This is a genomic window from Sodalis praecaptivus (assembly GCF_000517425.1).
In the GTDB taxonomy this organism is placed as follows: domain Bacteria; phylum Pseudomonadota; class Gammaproteobacteria; order Enterobacterales; family Enterobacteriaceae; genus Sodalis_A; species Sodalis_A praecaptivus.
This window is the reverse complement of sequence record NZ_CP006569.1, coordinates 758331-783119: the sequence shown is the minus strand read 5'-3', so window position 1 is coordinate 783119 and position 24789 is coordinate 758331. Positions and strand designations below refer to the sequence as shown.

Here is a 24789-nt window from a genome sequence, read left to right as displayed (position 1 = left end):
TAACATTATCGGTGCAATAATTTTACGGTAGAAATACACCCCTGTGGCAACGGGGGAGTATTTCAAATACAATACATCCAATTTCTTTGTCGTCCCGATATTCACGGCGTAGCCGTTTTGATATCTTTATAATTTTGCTGATGAATTAGTACATGGTAATAATAACTTTAAGGATGAATTTATGACTAATTATAAACTTTATGGATTATTTGTCGGGTTAACGGTAACTATCATGATAACGTGTGACACGTTAGTTTATAAAACGCTGGATATCTATGGCTTGAAAATAACGGCAAGCGGTATAATATTCTCCCTATGTTTTTTGTTTTCCACCATCTTGACAGAGGTCTATGGCTATAAGCTTAGCGTCAGGGCCGTGTGGATAATGGTGTTCTGTCAATCTATATATGTGGTGCTGCTTAACCTGGCTGCCGTCATTCAAGCAGATAACAGCGACATATCGAGAAACTACTATACGTTGTACTACGAATTCTGGCGGGTCATGGTAGGTACATGGATATCCGTTCCGGTGTCTTATTTCTTAAATGGATACGTGATATCGAGAATGAAAACTCATTTTAGGGGTAAACTGTTTTTTGTCAGATATATTACGGCATCCATGACTACCCAAGCTGCATTATTACTAACGGCATATCCAATCAGCCTATCCAGTAAATATACCTCAAGCGAGGTTATTAATATTATCACAACCACATGGAGCTATAAAGTCATCATCTCTGTTTTTCTATTGCCCGTAGCGATCTATCTTTCTGAGAGGGTAAAAAAAATTGAGGGGACAGATCATTATGACTGGGGGACGTCATACAATCCCCTCTCGGTATTTTCCGACGAGAAATCAAGGAGGAAAGAGAAATGAAAGTGTTACAAATTTCAGATACTCACTTATTGCAAGAGAAGGACTCGCTTCTTCTGTCCGTTCCCGTGTACCAACGGTATCTTGATACCTTGCAGTTTATTGTCGAAAACCAACAGCAATTGCAAATTGATAGCATTATTGTTACGGGGGACATCTCCCATGACGGCAGTGAAGCGTCTTATGCATCTTTCCTTGAAGGACTGGCGCAACTAAAATTGCCTTTCTCACTGCTTATGGGTAACCATGACAATCAACAAGAATTCGTAAAGTGCGCAGCAGGAATGGAGTATTTGCGCCACATTTCTGAATTAGGCGGCGATGACTGGTACTTTTTATCTCTAGATAGCGTGGTTAACGGGGAGGATTATGGTGTGCTTGATGACGACGCGCTCGTGACGTTTGAGGAATGCCTGAAATTGAAAAAGCACAAAAACAAAGCCGTGTTTCTTCATCATCATATATTGCCGGTCGGAACGCCGCTGGTTGACGTTTGCAATTTGAGAAATGCCGATAGTTTTCTGGCCTTATGCAAAGATTATGGTGTCAAGTTTATCGGTACAGGGCATGCGCATACGCCTTTCCAGACAAAGTGGGAAGATATTCTGATTTCCGTCTCGCCCGCCATCTGCTATCAATGGCGAAACGGAACGGAGAATATCAGTATCTTTAACTGCAGCGGATTCAACGTTATTTGCTTTGCTGATCCTGTTCACATACAAACCTATTTCATTTGATAAGCCTAAAGCTTTTTTCGGCTTTTTTCTTCAAAGGTGTTTTTTGGCTCAGCATCTCTGAAATTTTTCTACCCGTGAGTACACCGGTTAAGTATGCTATCTTAGCGACATCGTTATTATCAATTTTATCAACGAGCTCTCTGTTTTTGATAACCTCATTGCCAGAGAGCAATAACGTGTCAGTGGCGTTGGATAATTTATATATCCCTTCTCTTCTTTCTTCATGGATAAAGTAGACATCATCAAACATCGCTTTTTTCTCCTCAAGCTTACTAATATAAAGGATATCCTTGGGGTTTATCAAATAGATAAAATTCGTTTCAAGAATTTGATGATAACTCTTTTTGACATAGGAATGTGTTCCATACTCTTTAAAAGTATAAAGTTTTGTCTCGCTATCGATTGAAGTATAATCTAACGTATATATATGTTTAGGATTAAATATCTGTTTGACCGCATCCAGAAAACGCATAGGAACCCCTATTTCTATTTTAACTTCCTGATTGTTTTTATCAATACACCTATAAGGGTATAGCTTTTTAACTCAATGGTGTCCCCATCCGATTCTATTGCCGTTTTGGAAAAATAAAGCACGTCGTCGCCGACAAAAACACGCCTAAAACAAAGGGGGTAATCTTTTATTTTCACCAGCACCACATCACCGTCGTTGAAACGCTCTTGTTCTGAAACAACACATATCGTACCGCTCTCAAAAAAAGGGGATAATGCATTATTCGCTATTTCAATTGCTATCAATGAATCATCAGAAAAATCCTCCACTTCTACCGTATAACTTTTGGTGATATCAATTTTACCATGATAATAATTACCCAGATCGTTATATTTTATTAGCGGAATATTTTTGACATTCCCAAGTTGGTTTTTGTCATCCTCTAAAATCATGTCGGTCAAATTCCCCATCTTGACACCAAAGAAATCTGATATCGCGGAAAGCGTAGTGATAGTGGGATTGCCAACGCCTCTTCTGAGATTGTTGATAGTGGCAATGCCAATACCGGTGAGTGCGCTTAAGTGTTGCGCATCAATTTCCCGTTTTTTCATGAGGTAAACCAGATTCTTTCCGATTTTCTTCAACGGAACAGAAATCGGCTCTGATAACGAATGATTGTTTTGTTGCATTAAAATATCTACCTTTATAATATAATATAAATTACGGATTAAAACCTAACAACCTTTATCATAAGACGATATAGTTAGCTGATTATAAATTACATGAAATATATTGTGACCCGCGGGGCGATCTTCCCTGGGCAGAAGGTTATATCGAGAGGCGTGCGCTCGTTACGCCAAGGAACGGAAAGCCGGCATCTCATCGATACAGGAATTTATCTTTATTATAACCCCGGTTACCTCCATTGCGACATATGTTTGCAGCCGCCTAAGACTGCGCTTCTGCGCAAAATGGCGATCATTCCCGGCAACGACAGGACAAAGATCAGCATGAAAAACAGCAAAACACCTGCATTGGTATCCACAATTTTTTGTTTCGATGACATTAAGCAGCCGGCTATTGAAAAGAAAAGGGCCGATGGGCTTACAGACCCTAATATTGGTCGAATCATGTTGCAATTCAGCATACTCTCTCGTCTTAAGCCAGTAGTTGAACCCCCTTGCGAATAAAATTAGAAGGAATGTAATTATCAAGACCAGCGGCGTAGCAATAGTCAATGAGTTCGTTTAAGCTATGTACGCCTATTTTTTGATAGATAATTCTCAAACGATTTTCTATCGTTCTATAGGAAAGATTCAATCGCCTGGCAATGTCTTTCGCCGCGAGTTTTTGTCTTGCCCAAAAGATGATTTCCATTTCCTTTGGGGTAAATATTTCACTCGGCACATCAAACTGCGCCGTAGTTCGATTAAGTTTATTCATATAATAGAGCAGCGCCGGTGAGTCAATAGGCATCCCGTGGCAGACGATACCCAGACAGTTATTCTCGCCGTCGTACAGTGGCGTTCTTTGGCACAGGTGCGCTACTGGTGTATCGATATTATTCTCTCCATAATAATGGACATCGATATTAGTCACGATCTTTCGGCTTTCAATGGTCTTGCGGTCCAGGGCGATAAACTCTGGCCAGTACTCCATACTGCTGGGTAATTTAACTTCACTCTCTAACTTCCCTATGACATCGTATCCCTTTGGGCAGCGCATAAATTTCAACGCAGGTTCATTCATAAAAACATAACGTGAGTCCAAATCTTTTATAGACCAGTGATCTCTACTGGTTTTCATGAACGAAATTAAAAGATTATTTGATAAAGTATTAACTTCTAATTCATCTGGATGCATAATATTCCCCGTTAGTCTCTTTTTTTGCCGTTAATACCCCCCCACTATAGCGAGATAACTATAATCGGACAACGATTACACAACCGGATCTATTCAAATTTACCTTGATTCTGAATATCATAATAATGAGCCATACAATCTCTTTAGGTATCACGACAATTAAAATTAATAGACGGTCTGTGCAAAGCGATAACCGCATCATCCGGACATTCATAATCGTGTTAATGAGGGGCAAAAACACGGTTGAATCCGCTCGCTCGTTTATCGGTTGCAAGCCGCTTAGCGGCAACGTATTCCCGCTAGGATGACAGCGCACATGTCGTTCGCCGCAACAGCCTGGGGTATGATCTCAACCCCCGCACTCTTTTTTGACAGCGTCAGCGGCATTACTTATGGTAGAGCTTATCCTTTGCTCAAGTTGAATGAAGCCGTCATGATCCCCTCCCGCCCGGAATATAAAGCGCCGGCGCTCAGCCGCGGGCTGAGAATTATCGAACACTTCGCCAAGGATGGGACCCCTAAGAGTATGGGACAATTGGCGTCTGAACTGGGGCTGACGTTCAATCAAATTTATCGTATCGTGCATTGCCTGTTGGCTGAGGGCTATCTGTATCAGGATAAGGCGCGGCTTTACTCGCTGACCGATAAGATTGAGGTCAAATATGCCGTAAGCCCAATCCAACGCTTTGCCGTTTCGCCACAATGTCAGTCTTTAATGCGCGACTTCGTCTGGCAAACCAATCAATCCTGTCACTTAGCTTCTCTGCATGAGGACAATTTCGTCGTGCTGGCCCATGCCTATCCTGAATTTTCGCCGGCTATCGGTGCGCGAGAAGGATCCACATTGAATGCGCTCAAATCCAGTTCGGCGCTATTATTTCTGGCACTGGCCTCTGACCAGGCAGCCCTGCGGCTGATACGGCATTATCCGCTCGGCCCGGAACTGCGGGCCAACCTGCATCAACGGTTAACGGCTATTGCTACAGAGGGATTCTGTGAAATCAAACATGACAGAATAATCGGCCTGACATCGATTTCCTTCCCGGTACTGAGGCCGGATGGGCGGGCGGAGGCGGTGATTACCTGTCCCTATTTTGATCATGTGCCCGGTGATTATGGTGAGCTGAAGCGGCATTTGCGCGCATTAGCCCAGGGGTTAAGCCAGTCCTATCGCCCGTGAAGCGCGGAGCGCAGACACCCTCTCTTGTCGCCGAATCTTCCCACCTTCCCGGTGCCGGTATCTATCGGCCCCGACCATATCGTCTTTCCCGACAGTATCGCTTTTCTCAACGACAGCAAATGAGCTCGAATAAACACGGCCGATGATGCAAACGTCCCACCGGTCGCCGGCATAATGACGGCGCGAGACATGGTAACCGCGACAGGCAGCTAACCGCCCGTGCCAAGGCGGTCCTCCACAAGGATCTCGAGCGCGAATTATTGCTCATCCTGCGCGCGCTGAACAATATTTGTACGTAACGCAATGATTTCCTGATTAAGCCGCTGAATAGCTTTAAGCGCCAAACCGGAGCTGCACAGCAGCGTATCGGAGAGGCATAACGATTTTGCCTCTAGCGCTTTGCCTTTATCCAATAGGCTGATGACGACTTTTCGTTCATCCTCCGGGCTGCGTTCGCGGCGGATGAATCCTTCACTTTCCAGCCGCTTTAGCAACGGCGTTAACGTGCTGGTTTCCAAAGACAGCGTATCGCCAATATGGCCTATCGTCTGTTTGTCATGCTCCCAAAGCACATTCAGCACCAGATATTGCGGATAGGTAACGCCCATTTCATCCAGCAGGGGCTTATACAGGCGCTTGATGGCCAGCGAAGTGGAGTAAATTGAATAACATAGCTGCTCGCCAAGGCGTGGACGATCCGACATGTGACGCTCTCCTTTAACGGTTCTCTTGCCCCTGATAGTAACATAAACAGGCAATAATAGATATCGCGATAATAAATCGCTTGACAAAGAAACTGACCGTAACAATACTTACCGCGATAATAGTTATCGCGATATCAAGTTATCTCTGTCTCCCTATATCACTCAAGAGGACATTGCTATGTTGAAGAAAACCCTCGCCATACTCGCCACTGGCATCGCTTTAACCTTCGCCGCGCAGAGCAGCGCGATGGCCGCACAGGTCAAAAATATCGTGTTGGTGCACGGTGCTTTTGTGGACGGTTCAGGTTGGGAACCCGTCACCCGTATCCTTGATAAAGCCGGCTACCATGTTTCCATTGTTCAGGAGCCGCAAACGTCATTGGCGGATGACGTCGCGGCCACCCGCCGTATTGTCAATCTGCAACAAGGGCGTTCCCTGTTGGTAGGCCATAGTTACGGCGGTTTTATTATCAGTGAAGCGGGTAAAGACCCGTCCGTGGCGGGCTTGGTGTATGTCGCTGCGTTCCAGCCGGAGAAAGGAGAATCATTAATGGGTTTGGCCAGTAAAACCCCAGCCGCCGGTAAAGGGATAGCTGAAACCCCCGACCATTTCCTTTACCTCAAACCCGAGGCGTTCCATGCTGATTTCGCGGCGGATTTACCGGAAGCACAAACCGACTTGTTGGCTCGTTCCCAGGTTATGCCGTCCGCGGCTATTTTCGGTACCCCGGCCGCTGCCCCCGCCTGGAAAACCAAACCGAGTTGGGCAATAGTCGCAACGGAGGACCGCTCGATCAACCCGGATCTGGAGCGGTTTATGGCTAAACGCGCCGAAAGCCACACCGTCGAAATCAAGGGTAGCCATGCGGTCTACGCTTCACAACCGGAAAAGGTTGCGGCGCTGATTGAGCAGGCCGCGCAAAGTTTATCGCAATAGGCGGGAGAAGGCCCTGTGCCGGTCTTAGGCGGGTACCGGGCATGGTTTAAAGGGCTGCGTTAAACAGAGCGGCTAACGGCCGCATCTCATCAAAGCCGCAGCGTGCGCCATCCGTTATAGGTTAGGATAGTAGCAGGGTCGCTAGAGTAATGCCCTTTTCAGACGGAATACCCAACTGGAGAAGCAATAATGCCGGCAGGCAGTATGCGCTTGTCCGCATCAAGATACCTTTTATCCTCTGCAAATATACGCTAACGGTTTGGAGCATTCCCTCTCGAGGGGACGGCGAGGGTTGATGGCTCGTCAATGAATCCTCATTACCCCGCCTTATAGGCCAATCCTTCAAAAAACGCCGTTAGCTCTTTTACCTTCTGAACCGCCTGTGTATCAATCATTGCACTAGGCAGATTGTTGCCGCGTTTTTTTTTTGCCTCAGTTCGCGCAGGAATTGCCCCCTGGTCCTGCTCCACGCTTTTCATCTTCACTGGCAGAGATACGACCTCGGTGAAGAATGCGCTCGTCTGCGGCGGCGCAGACGAGGCGCCCTCATCAGCGCGCCGGTCCTGCGCTAAGATATCCCCGGCGCCCTTCGATAAGATATTTGCGCGTGGCGCAGGTAGATCGGCGTCTTCATCGGCGTTAAGTGATTTCGCAAGCGTTGCCCGATGTTTATCAATGGCCTCATCAACACGCGCGGTGGTCAAAAATCGGCTTTCCAAAGCAGAAGAGACCGGTCCAGCCAATTCGCTATGATGGCGATTCGGGTGCGTACGTTGATATTGGATAACGTCGTTTAAGATCCTCTCGCTGATGTGGCGAGTGGTGGTAGAATTCTCCTTGGTGAATGCGAAAAACTCACTGAATATTGAGGTATCGGCCGCGCAGCTCAAGACGGTTTCTTTATTAAATTGGCTAACATCATCATCGTCTGCATTGTTGTACGCATCAGCAAAAGCGCTCAATATCATTCGACATCTTGTCCCCATTTCCGCCGGCATGTTATCAAATCTATCGAGAAGTAATTGTAGTGCCCGCGCAGGGTGTGACATAAGTTGATTGAATGCTTGTTGGTCTAAGGGTTTAGACGCCTTGAACTCCCTTTTTATTAGCTCGCCGGCAATTTTTAAATCAACGTTTTCAATATCTAATCTATGACTATGAAGAGAAGCTTCGGCCTCGTTCAGTTTAGCCTTCTCGGGCGGGACCCTGAACAGTCCATTGCCGTCGGGACTGACTTTTCCATTACTCTTTTTTTCATAGGCCTTTTTGATTTTATCGCATAGCGCGCTAATATCCTCGGTAAGCTTTTTATCAGCCGTCTCTTTGATCTGCTTGAGGAGGCAATCCGTCTCGGCAATTTCGATGTCACGCAAATCTGCCTCCGCCATATCGTCTTTCTGGCACAAAGCGCCTTGCAAGTTGGTACCCTGTAATTCGGCTCCCTGGCACAATGTCCCCTGTAAATTGGCGCCATTTAATTTTGCCTGCTGACACAATGCCCGTTGCAGGTTGGCGCCCTTGAAATCGACGTTTACCATATTGGCACCATTGAATTTCGCCTCCTGACAGAACGCTTCCTGCAGGTTGGCGCCATTGAATTTGGCCTCTTGACACCACGCTCCCTGTAAGTTGGCCCCTTTGAGATCGGCGTTAGCGAAATTGGCCTCTCTCAGGTCCGCGTAGCTCAAATCGATCCCCGTCAGCGGGAGAGCGGAAAGATTGGCACGTTTAAGATCAAGCATGCCCTGCTCAGTTAATGAGATATCCGCTTCACATAGGGGAGTATTTTTCATTAGCAGTTGCATGGTGCAGAAATTGTTGAAGCGTTTCCCGCTTATTCTCTCCCCCAGGGTACCTTCAACTTCCACTCGCATTTGCGGAGCGTCTTTCGCCCCATGGGGCTCGGGAGTGAAAGTGACCCGATGACCTTCATAGACCAGGGTGAGGTCATCGGGAAGAGTATAGCCACCGATATCCTGCGTTCTTTCTTCAATGGCCTGAGTGAGCGCTGCTTTAAAGTTATCATACTCAGCCGAAAATCGTTTGTGCAGCGCCCCCAACGTGACAAAATTGATGACGCGTTCAAGTAAGCTTTCCGGTGAAGTGGCTTTTTTCTTGTCTATTCCATTGATGCCTATACTGGCATCCAAAAATTGGGCATAACGATTGACATCCACTTTAAAATTCATCATCACTCCTTCATTTTAATAATCTTTATTAATCATTCTGTATATAAAATAGATCCCAGATAGTGTTACCAACCACTTATTGATTCCAATCTGTTGCGGGTGGTGCGCTAGGTTAATATCAATACCATTGAGGAACACGCACATTGCATCTGACGCTATTATTTCTTAACCTACCTTGACACATGGCAGGTACGAGAACGGCTAAAAAAGTGTAGAGCTGATGGGGAAATTAGGGATCAATGATTCACCTGAAAAAAGGGGATGAGAACGTCGAGTAAACTCGGTATATAAATTTACCGCCGGTAGATCCTTCTCTAGCCGCTGCGCCTGGTAAACATAAGCCACAAAATGAATTACTAAACAGCGTTGGGCAACGGGACAGATTTTGTCAGCGTGGTGATGATTGCCTTCCACCTACGCTGTAGCGTGCGGGAAACCACAACACCACGTTATAAGCCCCATTGCGTAACCAAAAGAACTCTGCCGGCATAGGTCATCCTGCCGACATTTTCCTGTAAGCTGCAATTTAGCAGCATCGGTCATCGTCGTCGCCATAAGGTGAAGTTCGGCATCAGCAGCTTGTCACTGAGCAAACAGTATGAACTCAAACGCAAGCGTTACCCGACCAGGAAGGATTTTGCGCATTCCAGCAATGCCGTTATAGAGCTGCTCAGTACTTTGTTGAGATTGTCAAAAGTACTGTTGGCTTGACTATAACGTTGCGAAGCCGTTTGCATGTTACTTTGAAAAGTATTTCCCATTGAATTAAACGCGGCAAGCCAGGCATTATAACTTGCCATATCTGTGCTTTGACCGTTGTTAGTCCAATCAGGGATAATGCTTTCTACAATACCTGATGGCTGATTCGGACAACTGTCTATTGCCGTTCTATTGAATTTAATTTTACCTGTTATTCTTATTACCTTACCCGATTCATCTTTTATGCGTTCAAGTTCAAAGGCGGGCTTTAATCCTAATGATTTTTCAAGATCGTTGATGGCCTTTTCTCTTTCCTTGTCATCAACTATACCGTTTATTTTTTTCCATTCAGACGATTCTGGAATGTCACAAACCTCAGTTTCTGCCACATAATCCTTGAACGCTTTAAACTTTTTCTGGAAGTCTTTGGCGTCCCATTTCACGTGGTTACCATCATCTCCTTCCTTCACGGCTTTTGCCGCCGCGGCTTGTAACTCTATGTATTTTTGGTAAAAATCAGCATATTTTAACGTTAATGTAGAATAAAAATCAACGTACTCCTTTTTAATCGATTTAATATCGCAGGCTATGGCGTTCCAGAACTCGCGATACCTCGACGATCGTTTTTCATCCTGCGTCGCCTCGCAGGAACTTTGACGTAACTCAGGCTTGGCCGCAACCTGATCGATATTTCTTTGTAATTGAGTTAATTTAGCCGCACGCGTAAGACTCTCCTTACGTAACAGGTCTTTTACCTGATCAACTACCTCATACGTCGCTTGCGCAGATTCAGTAAGTGCTGTTTTGACCTCCTCCAGATTACTGCCGTCCGCCGCGACAGCAGGACATTCTGCCAATCGGCGACCGTCCAGCTTTTGTAGCAGGGCGTCCATCGCTGAAACCGCTGAGGATACAGAGTGAGCAGGCGTGCCTGCACCCGCCGTAAACTCATTTCCCAGGTCACGATGCTTTTCAATGATTTCATATAACTCATTTTTCAAATTTCGCATTATGCATGAATATCGGCAACCCATTTCATTTTCACCTTTCCCTTTCTGCACTGAAGGAAAGCCTTCATCCTTTAAATTACCGACTCTTATTTCGGGTAACAATAACGAATCTATCATGAATCCTCCATTATTAATCAATTGACTAATTAAATAATCATTCGTGTATTTGCTGACACTTTTGTCAGGCGAAATATAGCCAAGCCATAATGGGATTGCAAGAGGGGTAATATTAAATAAAACCAGCATCGCCAATCGAAATAATCACCACTTAGTCGTGAATTATTATAAATAAACAATGATTTTGTGCACGATAAAAGAAAAAGCACCAAACATAGAAAAAGAATAGAATACCTCCTTAGCACCTTGGCATAAATAACCGCAAAATCTATTACCCCCCACTAAACATTTAGCAGCATGATTGAAATTTGATATTCTTTGCGGGCACAGGAATTACACTCATTTATGCCCGGTGGTTGTATCCTGCTCCAAACGCCAGACAATGACTGTCAGAACGCGGCAAGTCGCCGGTGACAAACGGTGGAGTTGTCAGCTGATGGGTGGCGCTGCCTGGAAAAAGGAGAGGATCGCGGGCGTAGATAGCATGCCCCTTGGATCGTTAATAGGCGCCGCGACCGGTTGCAGTTACCGCAACCGACGATGAGCGCCTCATCCGGTAACGACTGCCGCGATTAACCACAAATGCCGTGACCGACAACGGCTGCCGCGATTAACCCCAAAAGCCGTGACCGACCACGGCTGCCGCGATTAACCCCACATGCCGCGACCGACAACGGCTGCCGCGGTTGACCTAGAGCACCGCGACGGACGGTGCAGGGCGCATCAAGCCGCGACGATATCGCGCCTCAGCGTTCAGGGTAATCCCGCGCAACGGACGGCAAGGTTTGCAGCAGCAGACGGCTGCAAACGTGCGGCGCTAAATGCACCGTATTGTATGCGCTACGCGGACAGCGCCCGCTCCCTTCAGGCTCGCCGCTGTTGGGATTGACATCGTATTTCGGAAAGTTACTGGAGGAAATATCCAGGCGGAGACGGTGGCCCGCTTTGAATAAGTTCGCGGTGGCGAACGGCGTAATACGGAGGGTAAAGGGTTCCTCGGACGTAATAAGCTGCGGATTTTCATAACCGTGGCGATAGCGGCAGCGGAAAATACCGTCGGTAATGTTCATGGCGAAACCGGTCGGGTAATCTTCACTTGGCGGGTAGACGTCCACCAGCTTGGCGGTGAAATCGGTATCCGGTGCATCCGTCGACACCACCAGCTCAATTAACACCTCGCCAATCACCGCCAAATCCTGCGCAAGCGGCGGCGTCTCGAACGACAACACATCCTGGCGGGCGGTAAGCGGCAGTCCGGGATGGCGACAGCCGAAAAAGCGCGGATCCTCACGCTGGTCAAACGCGCCGCCGGTGAAGATAGGTTCACCGCTGGTTAGAGACCCGCCGATGGTCGGCACCGGTCGGGTCGGATCAAACCGGTAGCTGAGGCGGGAGGGTTCTGCAGGCGGCTGCGCCGACAGGCTCATATCGTCGCGCAGATAAAGCGCCAACGGCGCGGTGTTGGGCAACGGCCATTCGCGGGCGTGCAGCCAGCGGCCGCCGTGTTGTAATTTGCCCTCGGCGCTCTTTTTGCCGTCGCCGCCGCCCATCAAAAACACATGGACGTTCTCTTGTGGCGTTTCGGCGGCAACGTCCGGCCGCAGGCAGCGGTCGAAAAACGCCCGGCGATAAGACAGCCAATCCTCGCCAACCTGGCCGTCAAAGATCGCCGCCGGGCCGAAATCGACATCGCCGAAGACGCGGGCGACACGGTTGCCGTGGGTCCAGGGCCCCATTATCAGCGTCAGTGGCCGGGCGTCTTTCAGGCCCTGGTAATTTTGCAGCGTGCTGGCGACATAGGCATCATACCAACTGGACATGAGAATCATCGGGATAGCAGGCAGCGTTGGGTAGTAGCCGGCGGCGTAAATGCCCACTTTCTGCCAAAAGGCATCGAACGTGCCGCGCTGCCACTGCTCCAGTAGATAGGCTTCATAATTGGGATCCCAGCGTACCGGCGAGCGGTTTTTGCTCCAGGGCATGGCGGTGAACCAGGCCGCCAAATCTTCATGCGCCATGGCGTTCCGTACGTGAGGATCGGTCTGCGCCAGTTTACTCTCCGCGCCTTTATTATACGCCCAGGTCGCCTGTTTCAACTCAAAAGCGCCCCCCTGGCGGATGCCGCAGTGATAGGCGCTGGCAAAACCGCCGGAATCCAGCGCCATACAGGCCAGCCCGGGCGGGTTCAGACAGGCCGCCGCCATTTGCGTATGCGCGCCGTAAGACAGTCCTGTGGTGGCGATACGGCCATCGCACCACGCCTGGCGCACCAGCCAGGACTGGGTGTCATAGCCGTCCTCCGCTTCGGCGAGATATTTGGTGAATTCCCCTTCCGAGCCATAGCGGCCGCGGCAATCCTGCCACACCACCGCATAGCCGGCGCGGACGAAATACACCGCCAGTTCCTCCCGGGTCATCGGCGTCGGCCGGGCGGCCGAATATTCCGTGCGCGGCGTGCCGCTCTTGTCATAGGGAGTGCGCTCGAGGATCACCGGCCGGGCGATGTCGTCCGCCGGTAGGTAAATGTCGGTGGCCAATCGCACCCCGTCGCGCATTGTCACCATAATATTGCGATACACCCTCACATCGTCGCGGATGGCCTGGCCCTGCTCCGTGTTGGTCATTATTCGACTCCTGCGTCTTTGGCGGTGGTAAATTCACTCATATTGGCGGTATAGGTAATCCCTTTTCGCGTTGCCCAGGTCACTTTCTGGAAATAGAGCGGAATAATGGCAACATCATGAATGGCGAGAGCCATCGCCTCTCGCAGTAGTGCGTCGCGGCGCGCGGGGTCAAATTGCGATAGCGCCTGGTCCAGCTTGGCATCAAACGCCGGGTTGCTGTAGCGCATGCGGTTAAAATTGCCGGTACCTTTTGCGGCATCCCAGGTTTGCAGCAAAGATTTCAGGTTACTGCCGGCATTCGAGCGGGTGGTGCCGAGAGAAAACAGGTAGACGCTGTAATCCCCGCGCGTGGCGGCGCCGGCATAGACGTTATAGGGCAAAGTGCTGACACCGTTCACTTTCAATCCGCCGCGCGCCAGCATTTGGCCTAACGCCTGAGCCAGCGCGTTATCGCCGGCGAAGCGGTCGTTAGAGGAGTGCAGCGTAATACCGAACCCCTGCGGATAGCCGGCTTTGGCGAGCAGCGCGCGGGCGGCGGCCGCGTCGGGCGTATCGGGACGCAGCGCCGGTTCATAGCCACCCAGCCCCTCCGGCACCAGTTGCGCGGCCGGCGTCCCTTCGCCTTTCAGTAGTCGCTGGACAATGGCCTGGCGGTCAATCATGCGCGAAAGGGCTTGGCGCACCTCAACGTGCTGCAACGGGTTGGCGGCCAGCGCTTTACCGGCGGTGTCGGTGATAAAGGGCACGGCGCCCGGACGCTGGTTGAGCCCCAGATAAATCAGGCGACCCGAATCAATGGTGTAAATATTGACGTCCTGGCGCTGGCGCAATCTTGCCAGATCCGTCGCCGGGACCGCGTCGATGATATCCACCGCCCCGGCCAGGAAAGCCGAGACCCGCGCCGCGTTATTGGCGATAAAGCGCACCGTAACCTTGTCAAACGGCGGTTTTGCTCCCCAGTAATCGTCGTTGCGCGCCAGCAACAGCCGATCGTTGGGCAACCAGCGCACGAATTTATACGGCCCGGTGCCGACCACCGCTTTACCGGAGGTGAAATTCGCCTGCGTCGCCTGCGCCGCGGCATGGCGGGACAGGATGTAGATCTGCCCTAGATCCTCAATCAGCGACGGGTTCGGCACCCGGGTGGTCACCCGCAGCGTCAGAGGATCGACGACGGTGTAATGATCAATAGTCTGCAAATAGCCGCTAAACGGCGCCGGGCTCTTTGGGATGGTTTTAACCCGTTCCAGGGAAAACATCACATCATCGGCGGTAAATGCGCTACCGTCTTGGAATTTCACGCCCGGGCGCAAATGAATGTCCCAAGTCAGCGGGTCTCGATTTTCCCAACTCAGCGCCAGCGACGGTTTGATTTGCAGATGGGCGTCGGTTTCCACCAGACGGTCAAAAATATCCTGTGCCGTGGCATGATTGTTGCCGGTCCTGGCAAATTGCGGATCCAGCGTGGACGGCTCGGTTGCCCGGCCAATGGTGAGCTCCGCCGCCAGCAGCCGCCCGCCGCACAATAGCATTATCACCAGCCCCGCCGCGTTTAATGCGATACGCATTTTGCCCATGGCCTCGCTCCTCAGATTTTCCAAGTGGCTTATTGCCGCGTTAACGCCGCGGCTATGATGGTTTTATTTCGGCGACCCGGCAGCCGGACCCAGGTCCCCATGAAGGGATCTCCACGCGCGCGCCGACCTCAGTCCGCTTGAGCGGATCCCCACGCGCGCCCCGACCTCAGCCCGCCGTCGCGGATCCCGCGCTCCCGCCGGCGACGACGAGCAGGCGGCCCGCCCGTTCAGCGCCGCGCCCATTGATCATTCATCACCATTGACCATGACGAAATGATCGGCGCTGACCTCCCGATAGCGCCGCAGCGGCGCTACATAATCCCGGGGCCGGATCGGACTTTGGATTTCGTCGACGGCCAACGCGCGCCGTTCGGCTCGGCGCGCGGGATCGGCCACCGGCACCGCGGCGATCAATTTGCGCGTATAGGGGTGCGCAGGTTGGCCAAAAATCGCCGCGCGCGGGCCAATCTCGACTATCTCCCCCAAATACATCACCGCCACCCGGTGGCTGATGCGTTCCACCACCGCCATATCGTGGGAAATAAACAGATAAGCCAGCTTGAGACTGGCCTGTAGATCCAACATCAGGTTGATCACCTGCGCTTTCACCGACACATCCAGCGCCGACACCGACTCGTCGGCGATAATCAGCCGGGGATCGAGGATCAGCGCCCGCGCCATACTGATACGCTGACGCTGGCCGCCGGAGAATTCGTGCGGATAGCGGCCGGCCATATCGGCCCGTAACCCGACTTTTATCAATAAATCCGCGGCCTTTTCCCGCGCCTGGCGGCGATCGCCGAGCTTATGCACCAGGAAGGGTTCGGCGATAGCGTCGCCAATGGTCATGCGGGCGTTCAGGCTGGAGATGGGATCCTGGAAAATCATTTGCACGTTTTTGCGCATCTCGCGCAGGCCGGCACGTCCCAGGCTGACCACATCGGTGTCGCCTATCATGATACGGCCGGCGGTCGGCGTCGTCAGACCCATGATGGAACGGCCGGTGGTGGACTTGCCGCAGCCGGTGGTGGACTTGCCGCAGCCGGATTCCCCCACCAGCGATAGCGTTTCCCCTTCGCGAATGGCGAAGGAGACGTTTTCCACGGCATGCACCCGACCGGTCAGACCGCCGAAGGTGCCGCCGTGGATCGGGAAACGCGTGGTCAGATTGCTGACCTGCAGCAACGGCAACGCGGTGGGATCCACCGTGGTGGCCGTCTCTTGCGCCGCCGTCGCCAGACCGGTGGTTTTATCCACCACCGGGAAATGCCGCGGCTGCTCGGTGCCGTTCATCGCCCCCAACCGCGGTACCGCCGCCAGCAGCGCGCGGGTATAAGGATGCGTCGCCTGGCTGAAAATGCGCGACGTGGGTCCCTCCTCCACCGCATTCCCCTGATACATCACCACGGTGCGATCGGCGATCTCCGCCACCACCCCCATATCATGGGTGATAAACAGCACCGACATCTGCTCCTCTTCCTGCAACGATTTAATTAACGCCAAAATCTGCGCCTGAATGGTGACGTCGAGCGCGGTTGTGGGCTCATCGGCAATCAACAGGCGGGGTTTACAGGCGAGCGCGATGGCGATCATCACGCGCTGGCGCATACCGCCGGAAAATTGATGGGCGTAGTCGTCGAGCCGCTTGGCCGCCGACGGGATACGGACTTTATCCAACAGCGCGATGGCCTCCGAACGCGCCTGCGCCCGCGACATCTGCCGGTGCTGGCGCAGGGTTTCCACCATATGCTGGCCAACGGTATATACCGGATTGAGACTGGTTTCCTGGAATATCATGGCGATATCGTTGCCGCGGATTTGGCGCATCGCGTCCGCCGGCAGCGTCAGCAGATCGCGACCGTCAAAATCGATCCGACCCTCTATCCGGCTGGTCGCCGGCGGCAACAGCCGCATAATCGACATCGACGTGACGCTTTTACCGGAGCCGGACTCCCCGACCACCGCCAGCGTTTCGCGCCGTCCGATATCAAACGAGACGTCGCGCACCACCGGCAGCCACTGACCGTCGCGCAAAAACGAAGTGCGCAGACTGCGCAGCGCCAGCAATGGCGCATCAGTTGCCGGCGGCGCTTCCGCCGTGGGAAGGGATGCCGTCATCGTGTTATTCATCAGGCTCGCCCCCTGGGATTTAAAATATCGCGTAAATGATCGCCCACCAGATTGATGGCGACGATGGTAATAAGCAGCGCAATACCGGGATAAAAACTCATCCAATATTGCCCCGACAGCATGAACTGGTAGCCGTTGGCGATAAGCAGCCCCAGGCTGGGCTCGGTGACCGGCACCCCCAGCCCGAGGAACGACAGCGTCGCTTCCAGCGCGATGGCGCGCGCGACCTGCACGGTGGCAATCACGATGAACGGCGGCAGGCAATTGGGCAGTAGATGACGGAAAATAATACGATGCAGCGGCACACCGAGGCAGGCGGCGGCCTCGATATACTCGCGGCGGCTTTCCACCAGCGCCGTTCCGCGCGCGGCGCGGGCGTAGGTCGCCCACTCGACGATAATCAGCGCCAGCACCACATTAGCGATGCCCTTGCCGAGGAAAGCCAGAATCATCAGCGCCACCAGAATCGACGGGAAAGAGAGCTGCAAATCCACCAGTCGCATAATAAGACTCTCAACGCGCCCGCCGCGGTAGGCGGCGAACAGGCCAAGGGAGACGCCAATGAACGCCGCCACCAGCGCCGACATGACGCCGACGCTCAGTGAGATACGCAGACCGTACATGATGGCCGACAGCATATCCCGGCCCTGATCGTCCGAGCCCAACCAATAGGTGCGTCCACCCGATCCCGCCGGGCTGTCGGGCGGCAACAGACCGTCCATGATATCCAGTTGCATCAGGTCGTACGGATTCTGCGGCGCCAGCAGCGGCGCCAGCACCGCAATCAGTACAATCACTATCAGCACCACCAGCGCGGTCAATGCCAGCTTCGAGCGGGCGAAATCCCGCAGTAAACGCCGCCACGGCCGATCGACCCCAGGCGGTACGGCGCCGCTTTCAGGTTCAAAAAGAGTAGCCATTACAGGTTTCCTTTGGCGCTGAGCCGCACGCGCGGATCGAGCAGCGAATAGATGATGTCCACCAGCAAATTGATGCCGATAAACACCAGCACGATCATCATCAGATAAGCCACCATGATCGGTCTATCCAGTACGTTAATACTGTCGATGATGAGCTTGCCCATACCGGGCCAGGCGAAAATGCTCTCCGTCACCACCGAAAAGGCGATGAGCGAACCGAACTCCAGACCGACCACCGTCACCACCGGGATCATGATATTTTTCAGAACATGTACGCCAATGACCCGGGTTTCCGTCAGCCCGCGCGCGCGGGCATAGCGGATATAATCCTGCGGCAGCACTTCCTGCACGCCGGCGCGGGTCAAGCGCATCACCAGCGACAACTTGAATAGCGACAAATTGATCGCCGGCAGGATGAGGTGTTGCCAGCCGTCCAGGGTGAGAAATGACCACTGGGCGTGCAGCAACGTCACCGTCGCGCCGCGGCCGCTGGACGGCAGCCAGCCGAGCTGGACGGCGAACACCATAATCAGCATCAGGCCAACCCAGAATGTCGGCAGCGAAAAACCGAGAATGCTGCCGGCCATCAACAGCTTCGCCAGCGGGCTGTGGGGCCGCAGCCCGGCGTACAGCCCGAGAGGGATACCGATAATCACCGAAAAAACCATGGCGGTGACCGCCAGCTCAAAGGTGGCGGGAAAACGCTGCAAAATCACCTGCAGCGCCGGTTGACTGTAGACATAGCTATCGCCCAGATTGCCGTGCAGCGCGCCGTTGACGAACGCCAAATACTGCCGCCATAGCGGCTGGTCCAGCCCCAATTGATGAATAACTCTCAGCCGCTCGGCCTGGTCGGCATCCGGCGAAATCAGGATGTCCACCGGGTTGCCGATCATATTGACGCCGATAAAGACGATAATGGTCATCGCCACGATGACCAGTAGCGCCTGAAACAGGCGCTTGGTTAACCATACCCACATAGCTTTTCCTCATCCGTCATCGCCGATACTCCGGCCGGGCTAGCGTTACGTCCGCCAGGGTTACACCGAAATGGCCATGCCGTCCCGCTGCGGATCGGCGCCGCCGTTACAGCGGCCGCCGTCGATGCGGATACCGTGCAGCGCGGCGAAGGCGTAGCTTTGCCAGGCGCGGCGCACATCGTAGCCCTCCTGCGTCAGCGCATCGGTCACCGAACGCAATATACGGTTGGACACATCCAGCGCGTCGGACACCGCCACCACCCGCGGCGCGCTCACCGCCTCGAGCATGGACATGTTGAAATCGATGATGTTCATGATCCCCTGCGCCATGGACGGTGCGATATAACTGCCCCCCGGCGCGCCTATCACCACAAAGGGTTTGCCCTCGCGGAACACGATGGTCGGCGCAGCGGAGCTGGCCCGCCGTTTACCCGGCGCAATAGAGGCCGCGCGGCCGGGACGCGGGTCGAAACGGCTCATGGTGCCGTTATACATAAAGCCGAGTCCCTCGGTAATGGCGCCGGACGGACTGCCCAGCGTGTGGGTCAGGGCCACCGCGTTGCCGTCGCGGTCCACTACCGAAACATGGGTAGTATCGCGACAGGTGCCGTTGTCCGGGCGGATGACGGTGGCGCGTTGACCGGCGCGGATCGCGTCCGCCTGCTGCGCGGCATAGGCTTTCCCGACCAACATCTTGACCGGCACCTCGACATAGGCCGGATCGCCCATGTAGCGATCTTTGTCGATGGTCATACGCTTCATCGCTTCCGCCAGTAGGCGCAGATGTTCCACGCTGCCGTGGCGCAGCGTGCCCAACGGAAAATTCTCCAGAATATGCAGCAGCTCCAGCATGGCTAATCCGCTGGAGGGCGGCGGCGTCGTCGCGATAGTGTAGCCACGGTAACTGCCCCACAACGGCTGCGTGACCTCCACGCGATAATCGGCAAGGTCTTGCAAGGTGATAAACCCGCCCTGCGCCGCCATATCCGAGGCGATCTCGCGGGCGATTGCACCGGTGTAAAACGATTCCGGCCCCTCCTCGGCCAGACGCTCCAGCGTGCGGGTCAGATCGGGGTTAGTAATGATTTGACCGGGTTTTTTCAACGACCCGTCCGTATTGAAATAAACCCGGCGGCCGGTGGCGGTCAGCGCAAGTTTGTCGCGGGTGTTCACCTGACCGGCGGCCTGCTGATCCAGGCACCAATAGCTGTACACGTGCGGGCGCACCATAAAACCGCGGCGCGCCTGGTCTATCGCCGGCGCAATCACATCCCGCCAGTCAAAGGTGCCGTAACGGCTGAGCGCCTGGGCATAACCCTTCACGCTGCCCGGCGTACACACCGCCTGATAGCCGATTTCATTACGATGGTCGTCAAGCAAGAAAGCGAAACCATCGCGGGACTGGCCGCTCATTAACGGCAGCCACATGTCTTCGGTAACCGCCGAGCCGGCGCGGGCATAGAATTCCAGCACCTCATGCACGCCCCGATCGGGCATATACACCTGCATGTGGCCGAAGCCGCCGAGGCCGCTCATCTGCGGATCGACCACCCCTTGTACCAAGGCGCAGGCGATAGCGGCGTCGATAGCGTTACCCCCGCGCGCGAGTATCTCAGCACCCACTTCGGCCGCTTCGGGCTGGGCCGCCACGATCATGGCATTATCCAGTTTCATGCGCGCGCCGCCTTCTGCTGTTGACGCCGCTGCAACAGCGCGTCGGCGAGAAAATCTTTCACCCTGTCGAGCACTTTGATGCGATCGTGCGCGACGCCGGGCACCAGATCGAAGCGCACGCTAACGCCCGCCTGCGCAAACGAGTCGCGCAGCGCGCCTAATCGCTCCGGCCGCGTGGCGCCGGCGTCGTTGGCGCCGGGCATATAATGCCGCGATCCCTCTTTATGGGTAATCTCCCAGGTTTCCAAATCGGCACCGCCCACCACCATTTGCACCGGCACGGCGGCCAGCGCGGCGGCATCGAAGGTCACACCGAACAGCGCCGGCAGATTGCGGATGCCGACCCACCAGTCCCGGTCGGGATCCAGCAGCGTCACCGATCCCGGCGCACCGATGGACGCCGCCCACAGGCGCTGCGGATGTAACAGCGTGAAGCGGTGGCTGAAATGGCCGCCGCCGGAGAAACCGAAAATGGCGAACTGCCGCCAGTCCTGGCGGTATTTTTCCGCCACCTCCGCCACCATCGCCAACAACAGCAGGTCGTAGCGAATATCGCCTTCAATAAGATATTTGTAACCGCTGCGCGCGCCGTCGCCGCATACCCCTACCGGGAAGATCGGGCACAGTACCGCGCAGCGGTTCCAGCGGCCAAACTCGGCAAAACCATCGCGGAAATCGAGAAACGAAGTCCGGCCGGTACCGTGTACCGCCACCAGCAACTCCACCGGCGTGCCGTCGGCGACGCACGGCGGCACATACAGGCAGTATTGAAAACGGGGATCGGCGCGGGCGGAAAATATCGCGGTCTGTCCCAGGTCGTAGATGGCGGCGGCGCGCGCGGCAGCGCCCTCAAGCAGATCGGGTTTCATGCTTCACTCACTCCCATGGCCAACGTATATTGATCCGCGCGCGGGGTGTAATTGACTCCCTTGCGCGCCCCCACCACCACCGCCTCGAAATGCAGCGGCAAAATGGCGTGATCGGTAAACAGCAGGTGCGAAATCTCGGCCAGCAGCGCATTGCGCTTGCCGTCGTCCATGGTGGCTTTGGCGATGAGCAGCTTTTCGTCCACCGCTGGATTGGAGTAACGGCCGTAATTACTGCTGCCCATGCCCTTTGACTTGTCGTAAGTGGCGACCGTGGCGGTGATCGGATTGGACGTTTCGCCGGTATTCACCCCCCAGGACGCCAGCGACACGCTAAATTCCGCCTTGCTGCTGTGCCCGGAATAAACCGACCAGGGCATCACATCCACCTGCGTCTTTACCCCGATACGGCTGAACATCTGCGCAATCGCCTGGACGATTTTGGCGTCGTTGATATAGCGGTCGTTAGAGCCGTGTAGCGTGAGCTGGAAACCCTCGGGATAGCCGGCCTCCGCCAACAGCGCCTTAGCCGCGGCCGGATCATAGCTATCCACCTGAATGTCCGGCGAGGTGCCAGGGGCGCCGTTCGGCAAAAACTGCGCCGCTGGCTGGGCATTACCATCCATCACCTGTTTGACAATCCCGGCCCGGTTGATGGCCAGCGACAGCGCGCGGCGCACGCGGGGATCTTTCAGCGGGTTTTTCTCCAGCGGCTGGCCGGCTTGGCTTTTGATAAACGGCGTCACCTCGCGCTGTTGATCCATCGCCAGATAGACCACCCGGCTGGAAATACCGCGCTGGATATGAAAGCGGCCGGAGGACTCGACCTGCTTGATGCCGTGATAGGGCATCTCCTCAATCAAATCGAAACTGCCGGATAGCAAAGCCGCCAAGCGGGCCGCCTCATCGGAGATCACCTGGAGTTCGACGTGCTCATACGGGAAGGCGTCGCCCCAATAGGGCTCGTTGCGTTTCAGCACCACCTTATTGCCGGGCACATACTCCACCAGCACAAACGGCCCGGTACCGATGGCGGCCTTACCGTTGTTGAAATCGCTGCTCGGCGCGTCCTTATACTTCGCGGCGATGATGCGAATGCGGCTCAGGGAATTCGGCAGCAGCGGATCCGGCGCGCGGGTTTCAATCAGCAGTTGGTTGTTTTCCCCGGCGGCCATGGATTTAATGGTCTGGGTGTAGGTGCGAAAGGAGGCGGTGCTCGGCAGGTTGGTGGCCCGGTTAATGGAGGCGATAATATCGTCTGCCGTTAACGGCGCGCCGTCGGAAAAGGTCACATCGGGACGCAATTGGAATACCCAGTGGGTATCGTCCACGATTCTCCAGGAGGACGCCAGACCGGGCACCGACTGGGACTTGGCGTCGTTAACCACCAGCGAGTCGAAAATGTGGGTCGCCAGGGCATTATTGGGCGCGTTACTTTGCAAATGCGGGTCGACGGTGGTCGGCGCGGCCGACAGCGCGATGCGCAGCGTTTTGCCGGGCGCCGCCCATAATCGGCCGGGCAGGCTGACCAGAGATAACGATGCCAGTCCGGCCAGGGCGCCCTTCAGTACTGTCCGCCGCTGCAGTGGTTTGTCAAACATAACGCTCCCCTCTGATTGCCATAAGTGCCGGCGCCGTCAGACGCCGGGGATGAATGGATAGGTGTTCGCGCCTTAACGACGGCGGATATTGCGCGCCATGGTGAAGCCATCGCGGCGCGGCTCAAGCGTTAAGCCGGCGCGAATGCCCCAGGAGGATTTGAGGAAAAACAGCGGGATCACCGCCTGGTCCTCAAGGGTCATCCGGGTGGCCTGCAGCAGTAATTTCTCGTTTTCGGCATCATCAAAAGTGGTTTGCGAAGCATCGATCACCTTATCGATAGCCGGATTGGCGTACTGGCCGCGGTTATTGATGCCAAGGCCTTTGGCTTTGTCATAGGTCTCAACGGTGGTGATAAGGAAATTGGTGCTGTTGCCGGTGGGCGTGCCGTACAGCGCCATGTACATCGAGAAACCCGGCCCGCCGTTTGCGCCGCCGCTGGTGGCGCGCTTAAAGAAGACCGAGCTGGGCATGGTTTCCACGCGTGTGGTGATGCCCACCGCCGTTAGCATCGCCGCTACCGCCTGACAGGTCTGTGCGTCGCCGGCGAACCGATCGTTATAGCAATGGAGGGTCAACCGGAAGCCCTGCGGATAACCGGCGTCCTTGAGCAATTGCCGCGCGCGGGCGGGATCATAGCGCGGCAGAGCGATGCCTGGGTCATAACCTTTCATCCCTTCCGGCGCCAGCTGGCCGGTAGGGGTGGCCGCGCCCTGCATAATCCGGCTCGCCAGTCCGTCGCGGTTGATGGCCAGCGTCAGGGCCTGCCGCACCTGCGGGTTTTTAAACGGATTACCCGGCAGCGGCGAACCGTCGTTGGCGGTAATAAACGGAGAAACGTCGTAGTAACGGTCCGGCGCCAGAAACGCGTTGAACACCGAAGTGTCCTCTACCAGCGCGGTGCCTTGATTCGCGGTGATACGCTTGCTCAGATTGCCCGGCACCTGGTCGATAACGTCCACATCGCCGGATAACAGCGCCGCCACCCGGGCGCTATCGTTGGGAATAAAGCGGTAGGTCACCTTATCCCAGGGCTCGGCACCCTGCCAGTAGTCGGGATTCTTCGCCAGCACGACCTCCTGGCCCGGCGTCCATTTCACCCAGCGATAGGGGCCGGTGCCCACCGCCGCGCGGCCGCCGTTAAAATCCGCCGCCGTCGCCCCTTTCGCCGCCGCCGCGGATACCATGCCGATGGAGGTCAAATTCCAGGGCAGCAACGATGTCGGCTGCCGGGTGGTGATCCTGATCCGATGCGCGTCCAGCGCCTCTACCTTGACAATATCTTTCAGATAACCGCGGTAGGTGCGCAATCCGTCCAACGTTAAGCCGCGGCGCAGGGAAAACACGACATCTTCGGCGGTAAAAGGCTGGCCGTTGCTGAATTTCACGCCTTCACGCAGGGTAAGCTCCCAGGTGACGGGGTCAATATTTTTCCACGCGGTCGCCAGCCACGGCTGCGGTTTGAGGTAGCGATCTTGATAGATAAGCGGCTCGTAAACCTGCAAATCGACATTGCGATTAGGCGTAAACAGCTGGTGCGGATCGGCATTGTCCACCGCGGCTTTCATACCGATGACCAGATCGTCGGCGCGGGCGGCGGCGCCCCACAACAGCACCAGCGCCGCGACACTCGTCATAGCTCTTTTCATCAGGGTCCC

The 24789-nt window shown here is 54.3% G+C and carries 20 protein-coding genes; 5 read left to right on the top strand and 15 right to left on the bottom strand.

Annotated elements, in window-relative coordinates:
* Positions 1–181: 181 nt before the first annotated feature.
* On the top strand, positions 182–877 hold the full coding sequence (locus tag SANT_RS03565) for a VUT family protein (RefSeq protein WP_025420934.1): 696 nt from the start codon (positions 182–184) through the stop codon (positions 875–877).
* On the top strand, positions 874–1611 hold the full coding sequence (locus SANT_RS03560; protein ID WP_025420933.1) for a metallophosphoesterase: 738 nt from the start codon (positions 874–876) through the stop codon (positions 1609–1611). Before SANT_RS03565 ends, SANT_RS03560 begins: the two co-directional genes overlap by 4 nt.
* On the opposite strand, the gene SANT_RS03555 is transcribed toward SANT_RS03560, so the two are convergent.
* On the bottom strand, positions 1604–2083 hold the full coding sequence (locus SANT_RS03555; protein ID WP_025420932.1) for a hypothetical protein: 480 nt from the start codon (positions 2081–2083) through the stop codon (positions 1604–1606). The two genes, SANT_RS03560 and SANT_RS03555, sit on opposite strands and share 8 nt — an antisense overlap.
* 14 nt (positions 2084–2097) lie before the next feature.
* Positions 2098–2751, bottom strand: coding sequence for a helix-turn-helix domain-containing protein (locus SANT_RS03550; RefSeq protein WP_025420931.1), 654 nt, complete (start codon positions 2749–2751; stop codon positions 2098–2100).
* Between the two features lie 93 nt (positions 2752–2844).
* On the opposite strand from SANT_RS03550, the gene SANT_RS23995 reads away from it, so the two are divergent.
* Positions 2845–3252, top strand: a complete 408-nt coding sequence (locus SANT_RS23995; protein WP_148296232.1) for a hypothetical protein — start codon at positions 2845–2847, stop codon at positions 3250–3252.
* Here SANT_RS23995 and SANT_RS03545 read toward each other — a convergent pair.
* Positions 3221–3925: a PAS and helix-turn-helix domain-containing protein gene (locus SANT_RS03545; protein ID WP_025420930.1), complete on the bottom strand. Its 705-nt coding sequence runs from the start codon at positions 3923–3925 to the stop codon at positions 3221–3223. The genes SANT_RS23995 and SANT_RS03545 overlap by 32 nt on opposite strands.
* Before the next feature lie 316 nt (positions 3926–4241).
* Here SANT_RS03545 and SANT_RS03540 point away from each other — a divergent pair, with 316 nt between their 5' ends.
* Complete coding sequence (locus SANT_RS03540; RefSeq protein ID WP_237234643.1) at positions 4242–5105, top strand: IclR family transcriptional regulator; 864 nt, start codon at positions 4242–4244, stop codon at positions 5103–5105.
* Positions 5106–5362: 257 nt separating this feature from the next.
* On the opposite strand, the gene SANT_RS03535 is transcribed toward SANT_RS03540, so the two are convergent.
* Positions 5363–5809, bottom strand: a complete 447-nt coding sequence (locus SANT_RS03535; protein ID WP_025420928.1) for a MarR family winged helix-turn-helix transcriptional regulator — start codon at positions 5807–5809, stop codon at positions 5363–5365.
* A 178-nt stretch (positions 5810–5987) separates the two neighbouring features.
* Between SANT_RS03535 and SANT_RS03530 the strand changes: the two genes are divergently transcribed.
* Positions 5988–6746, top strand: a complete 759-nt coding sequence (locus SANT_RS03530; protein ID WP_025420927.1) for an alpha/beta hydrolase — start codon at positions 5988–5990, stop codon at positions 6744–6746.
* Between the two features lie 317 nt (positions 6747–7063).
* Here the strand turns inward: SANT_RS03530 and SANT_RS03525 are convergent, their stop codons facing one another.
* The 11 genes from SANT_RS03525 to SANT_RS03475 all read right to left on the bottom strand — a co-directional run bounded on the left by SANT_RS03525 (position 7064) and on the right by SANT_RS03475 (position 24768).
* Positions 7064–8938, bottom strand: coding sequence for a pentapeptide repeat-containing protein (locus SANT_RS03525; RefSeq protein WP_081730412.1), 1875 nt, complete (start codon positions 8936–8938; stop codon positions 7064–7066).
* A 614-nt stretch (positions 8939–9552) separates the two neighbouring features.
* Positions 9553–10890: an IpaD/SipD/SspD family type III secretion system needle tip protein gene (locus tag SANT_RS03520; RefSeq protein ID WP_081730411.1), complete on the bottom strand. Its 1338-nt coding sequence runs from the start codon at positions 10888–10890 to the stop codon at positions 9553–9555.
* 617 nt (positions 10891–11507) lie between these two features.
* A complete protein-coding gene (locus SANT_RS03515) occupies positions 11508–13385 on the bottom strand; it encodes a CocE/NonD family hydrolase (RefSeq protein ID WP_200867269.1) in 1878 nt (625 codons plus the stop codon).
* Positions 13385–14962 carry an ABC transporter substrate-binding protein gene (locus tag SANT_RS03510; RefSeq protein ID WP_038668167.1) on the bottom strand — a complete coding sequence of 526 codons (1578 nt, stop codon included), beginning with the start codon at positions 14960–14962 and terminating at the stop codon, positions 13385–13387. The genes SANT_RS03515 and SANT_RS03510 overlap by 1 nt, the downstream gene beginning before the upstream one ends.
* Positions 14963–15208: 246 nt before the next feature.
* On the bottom strand, positions 15209–17092 hold the full coding sequence (locus tag SANT_RS03505; protein WP_025420922.1) for an ABC transporter ATP-binding protein: 1884 nt from the start codon (positions 17090–17092) through the stop codon (positions 15209–15211).
* Entirely contained in the window at positions 17092–18012 is a 921-nt protein-coding gene (locus tag SANT_RS03500; protein ID WP_025420921.1) for an ABC transporter permease, read from the bottom strand. Before SANT_RS03500 ends, SANT_RS03505 begins: the two co-directional genes overlap by 1 nt.
* Positions 18012–18992, bottom strand: a complete 981-nt coding sequence (locus SANT_RS03495) for an ABC transporter permease (protein WP_025420920.1) — start codon at positions 18990–18992, stop codon at positions 18012–18014. Before SANT_RS03495 ends, SANT_RS03500 begins: the two co-directional genes overlap by 1 nt.
* 60 nt (positions 18993–19052) lie before the next feature.
* Positions 19053–20666: a gamma-glutamyltransferase gene (gene ggt, locus SANT_RS03490; protein WP_038668164.1), complete on the bottom strand. Its 1614-nt coding sequence runs from the start codon at positions 20664–20666 to the stop codon at positions 19053–19055.
* A complete protein-coding gene (locus SANT_RS03485) occupies positions 20663–21535 on the bottom strand; it encodes a hypothetical protein (protein ID WP_025420918.1) in 873 nt (290 codons plus the stop codon). The genes ggt and SANT_RS03485 overlap by 4 nt, the downstream gene beginning before the upstream one ends.
* A complete protein-coding gene (locus tag SANT_RS03480) occupies positions 21532–23133 on the bottom strand; it encodes an ABC transporter substrate-binding protein (protein WP_025420917.1) in 1602 nt (533 codons plus the stop codon). The genes SANT_RS03485 and SANT_RS03480 overlap by 4 nt, the downstream gene beginning before the upstream one ends.
* Positions 23134–23205: 72 nt before the next feature.
* A complete protein-coding gene (locus tag SANT_RS03475; RefSeq protein ID WP_158500144.1) occupies positions 23206–24768 on the bottom strand; it encodes an ABC transporter substrate-binding protein in 1563 nt (520 codons plus the stop codon).
* Positions 24769–24789 lie beyond the last annotated feature (21 nt).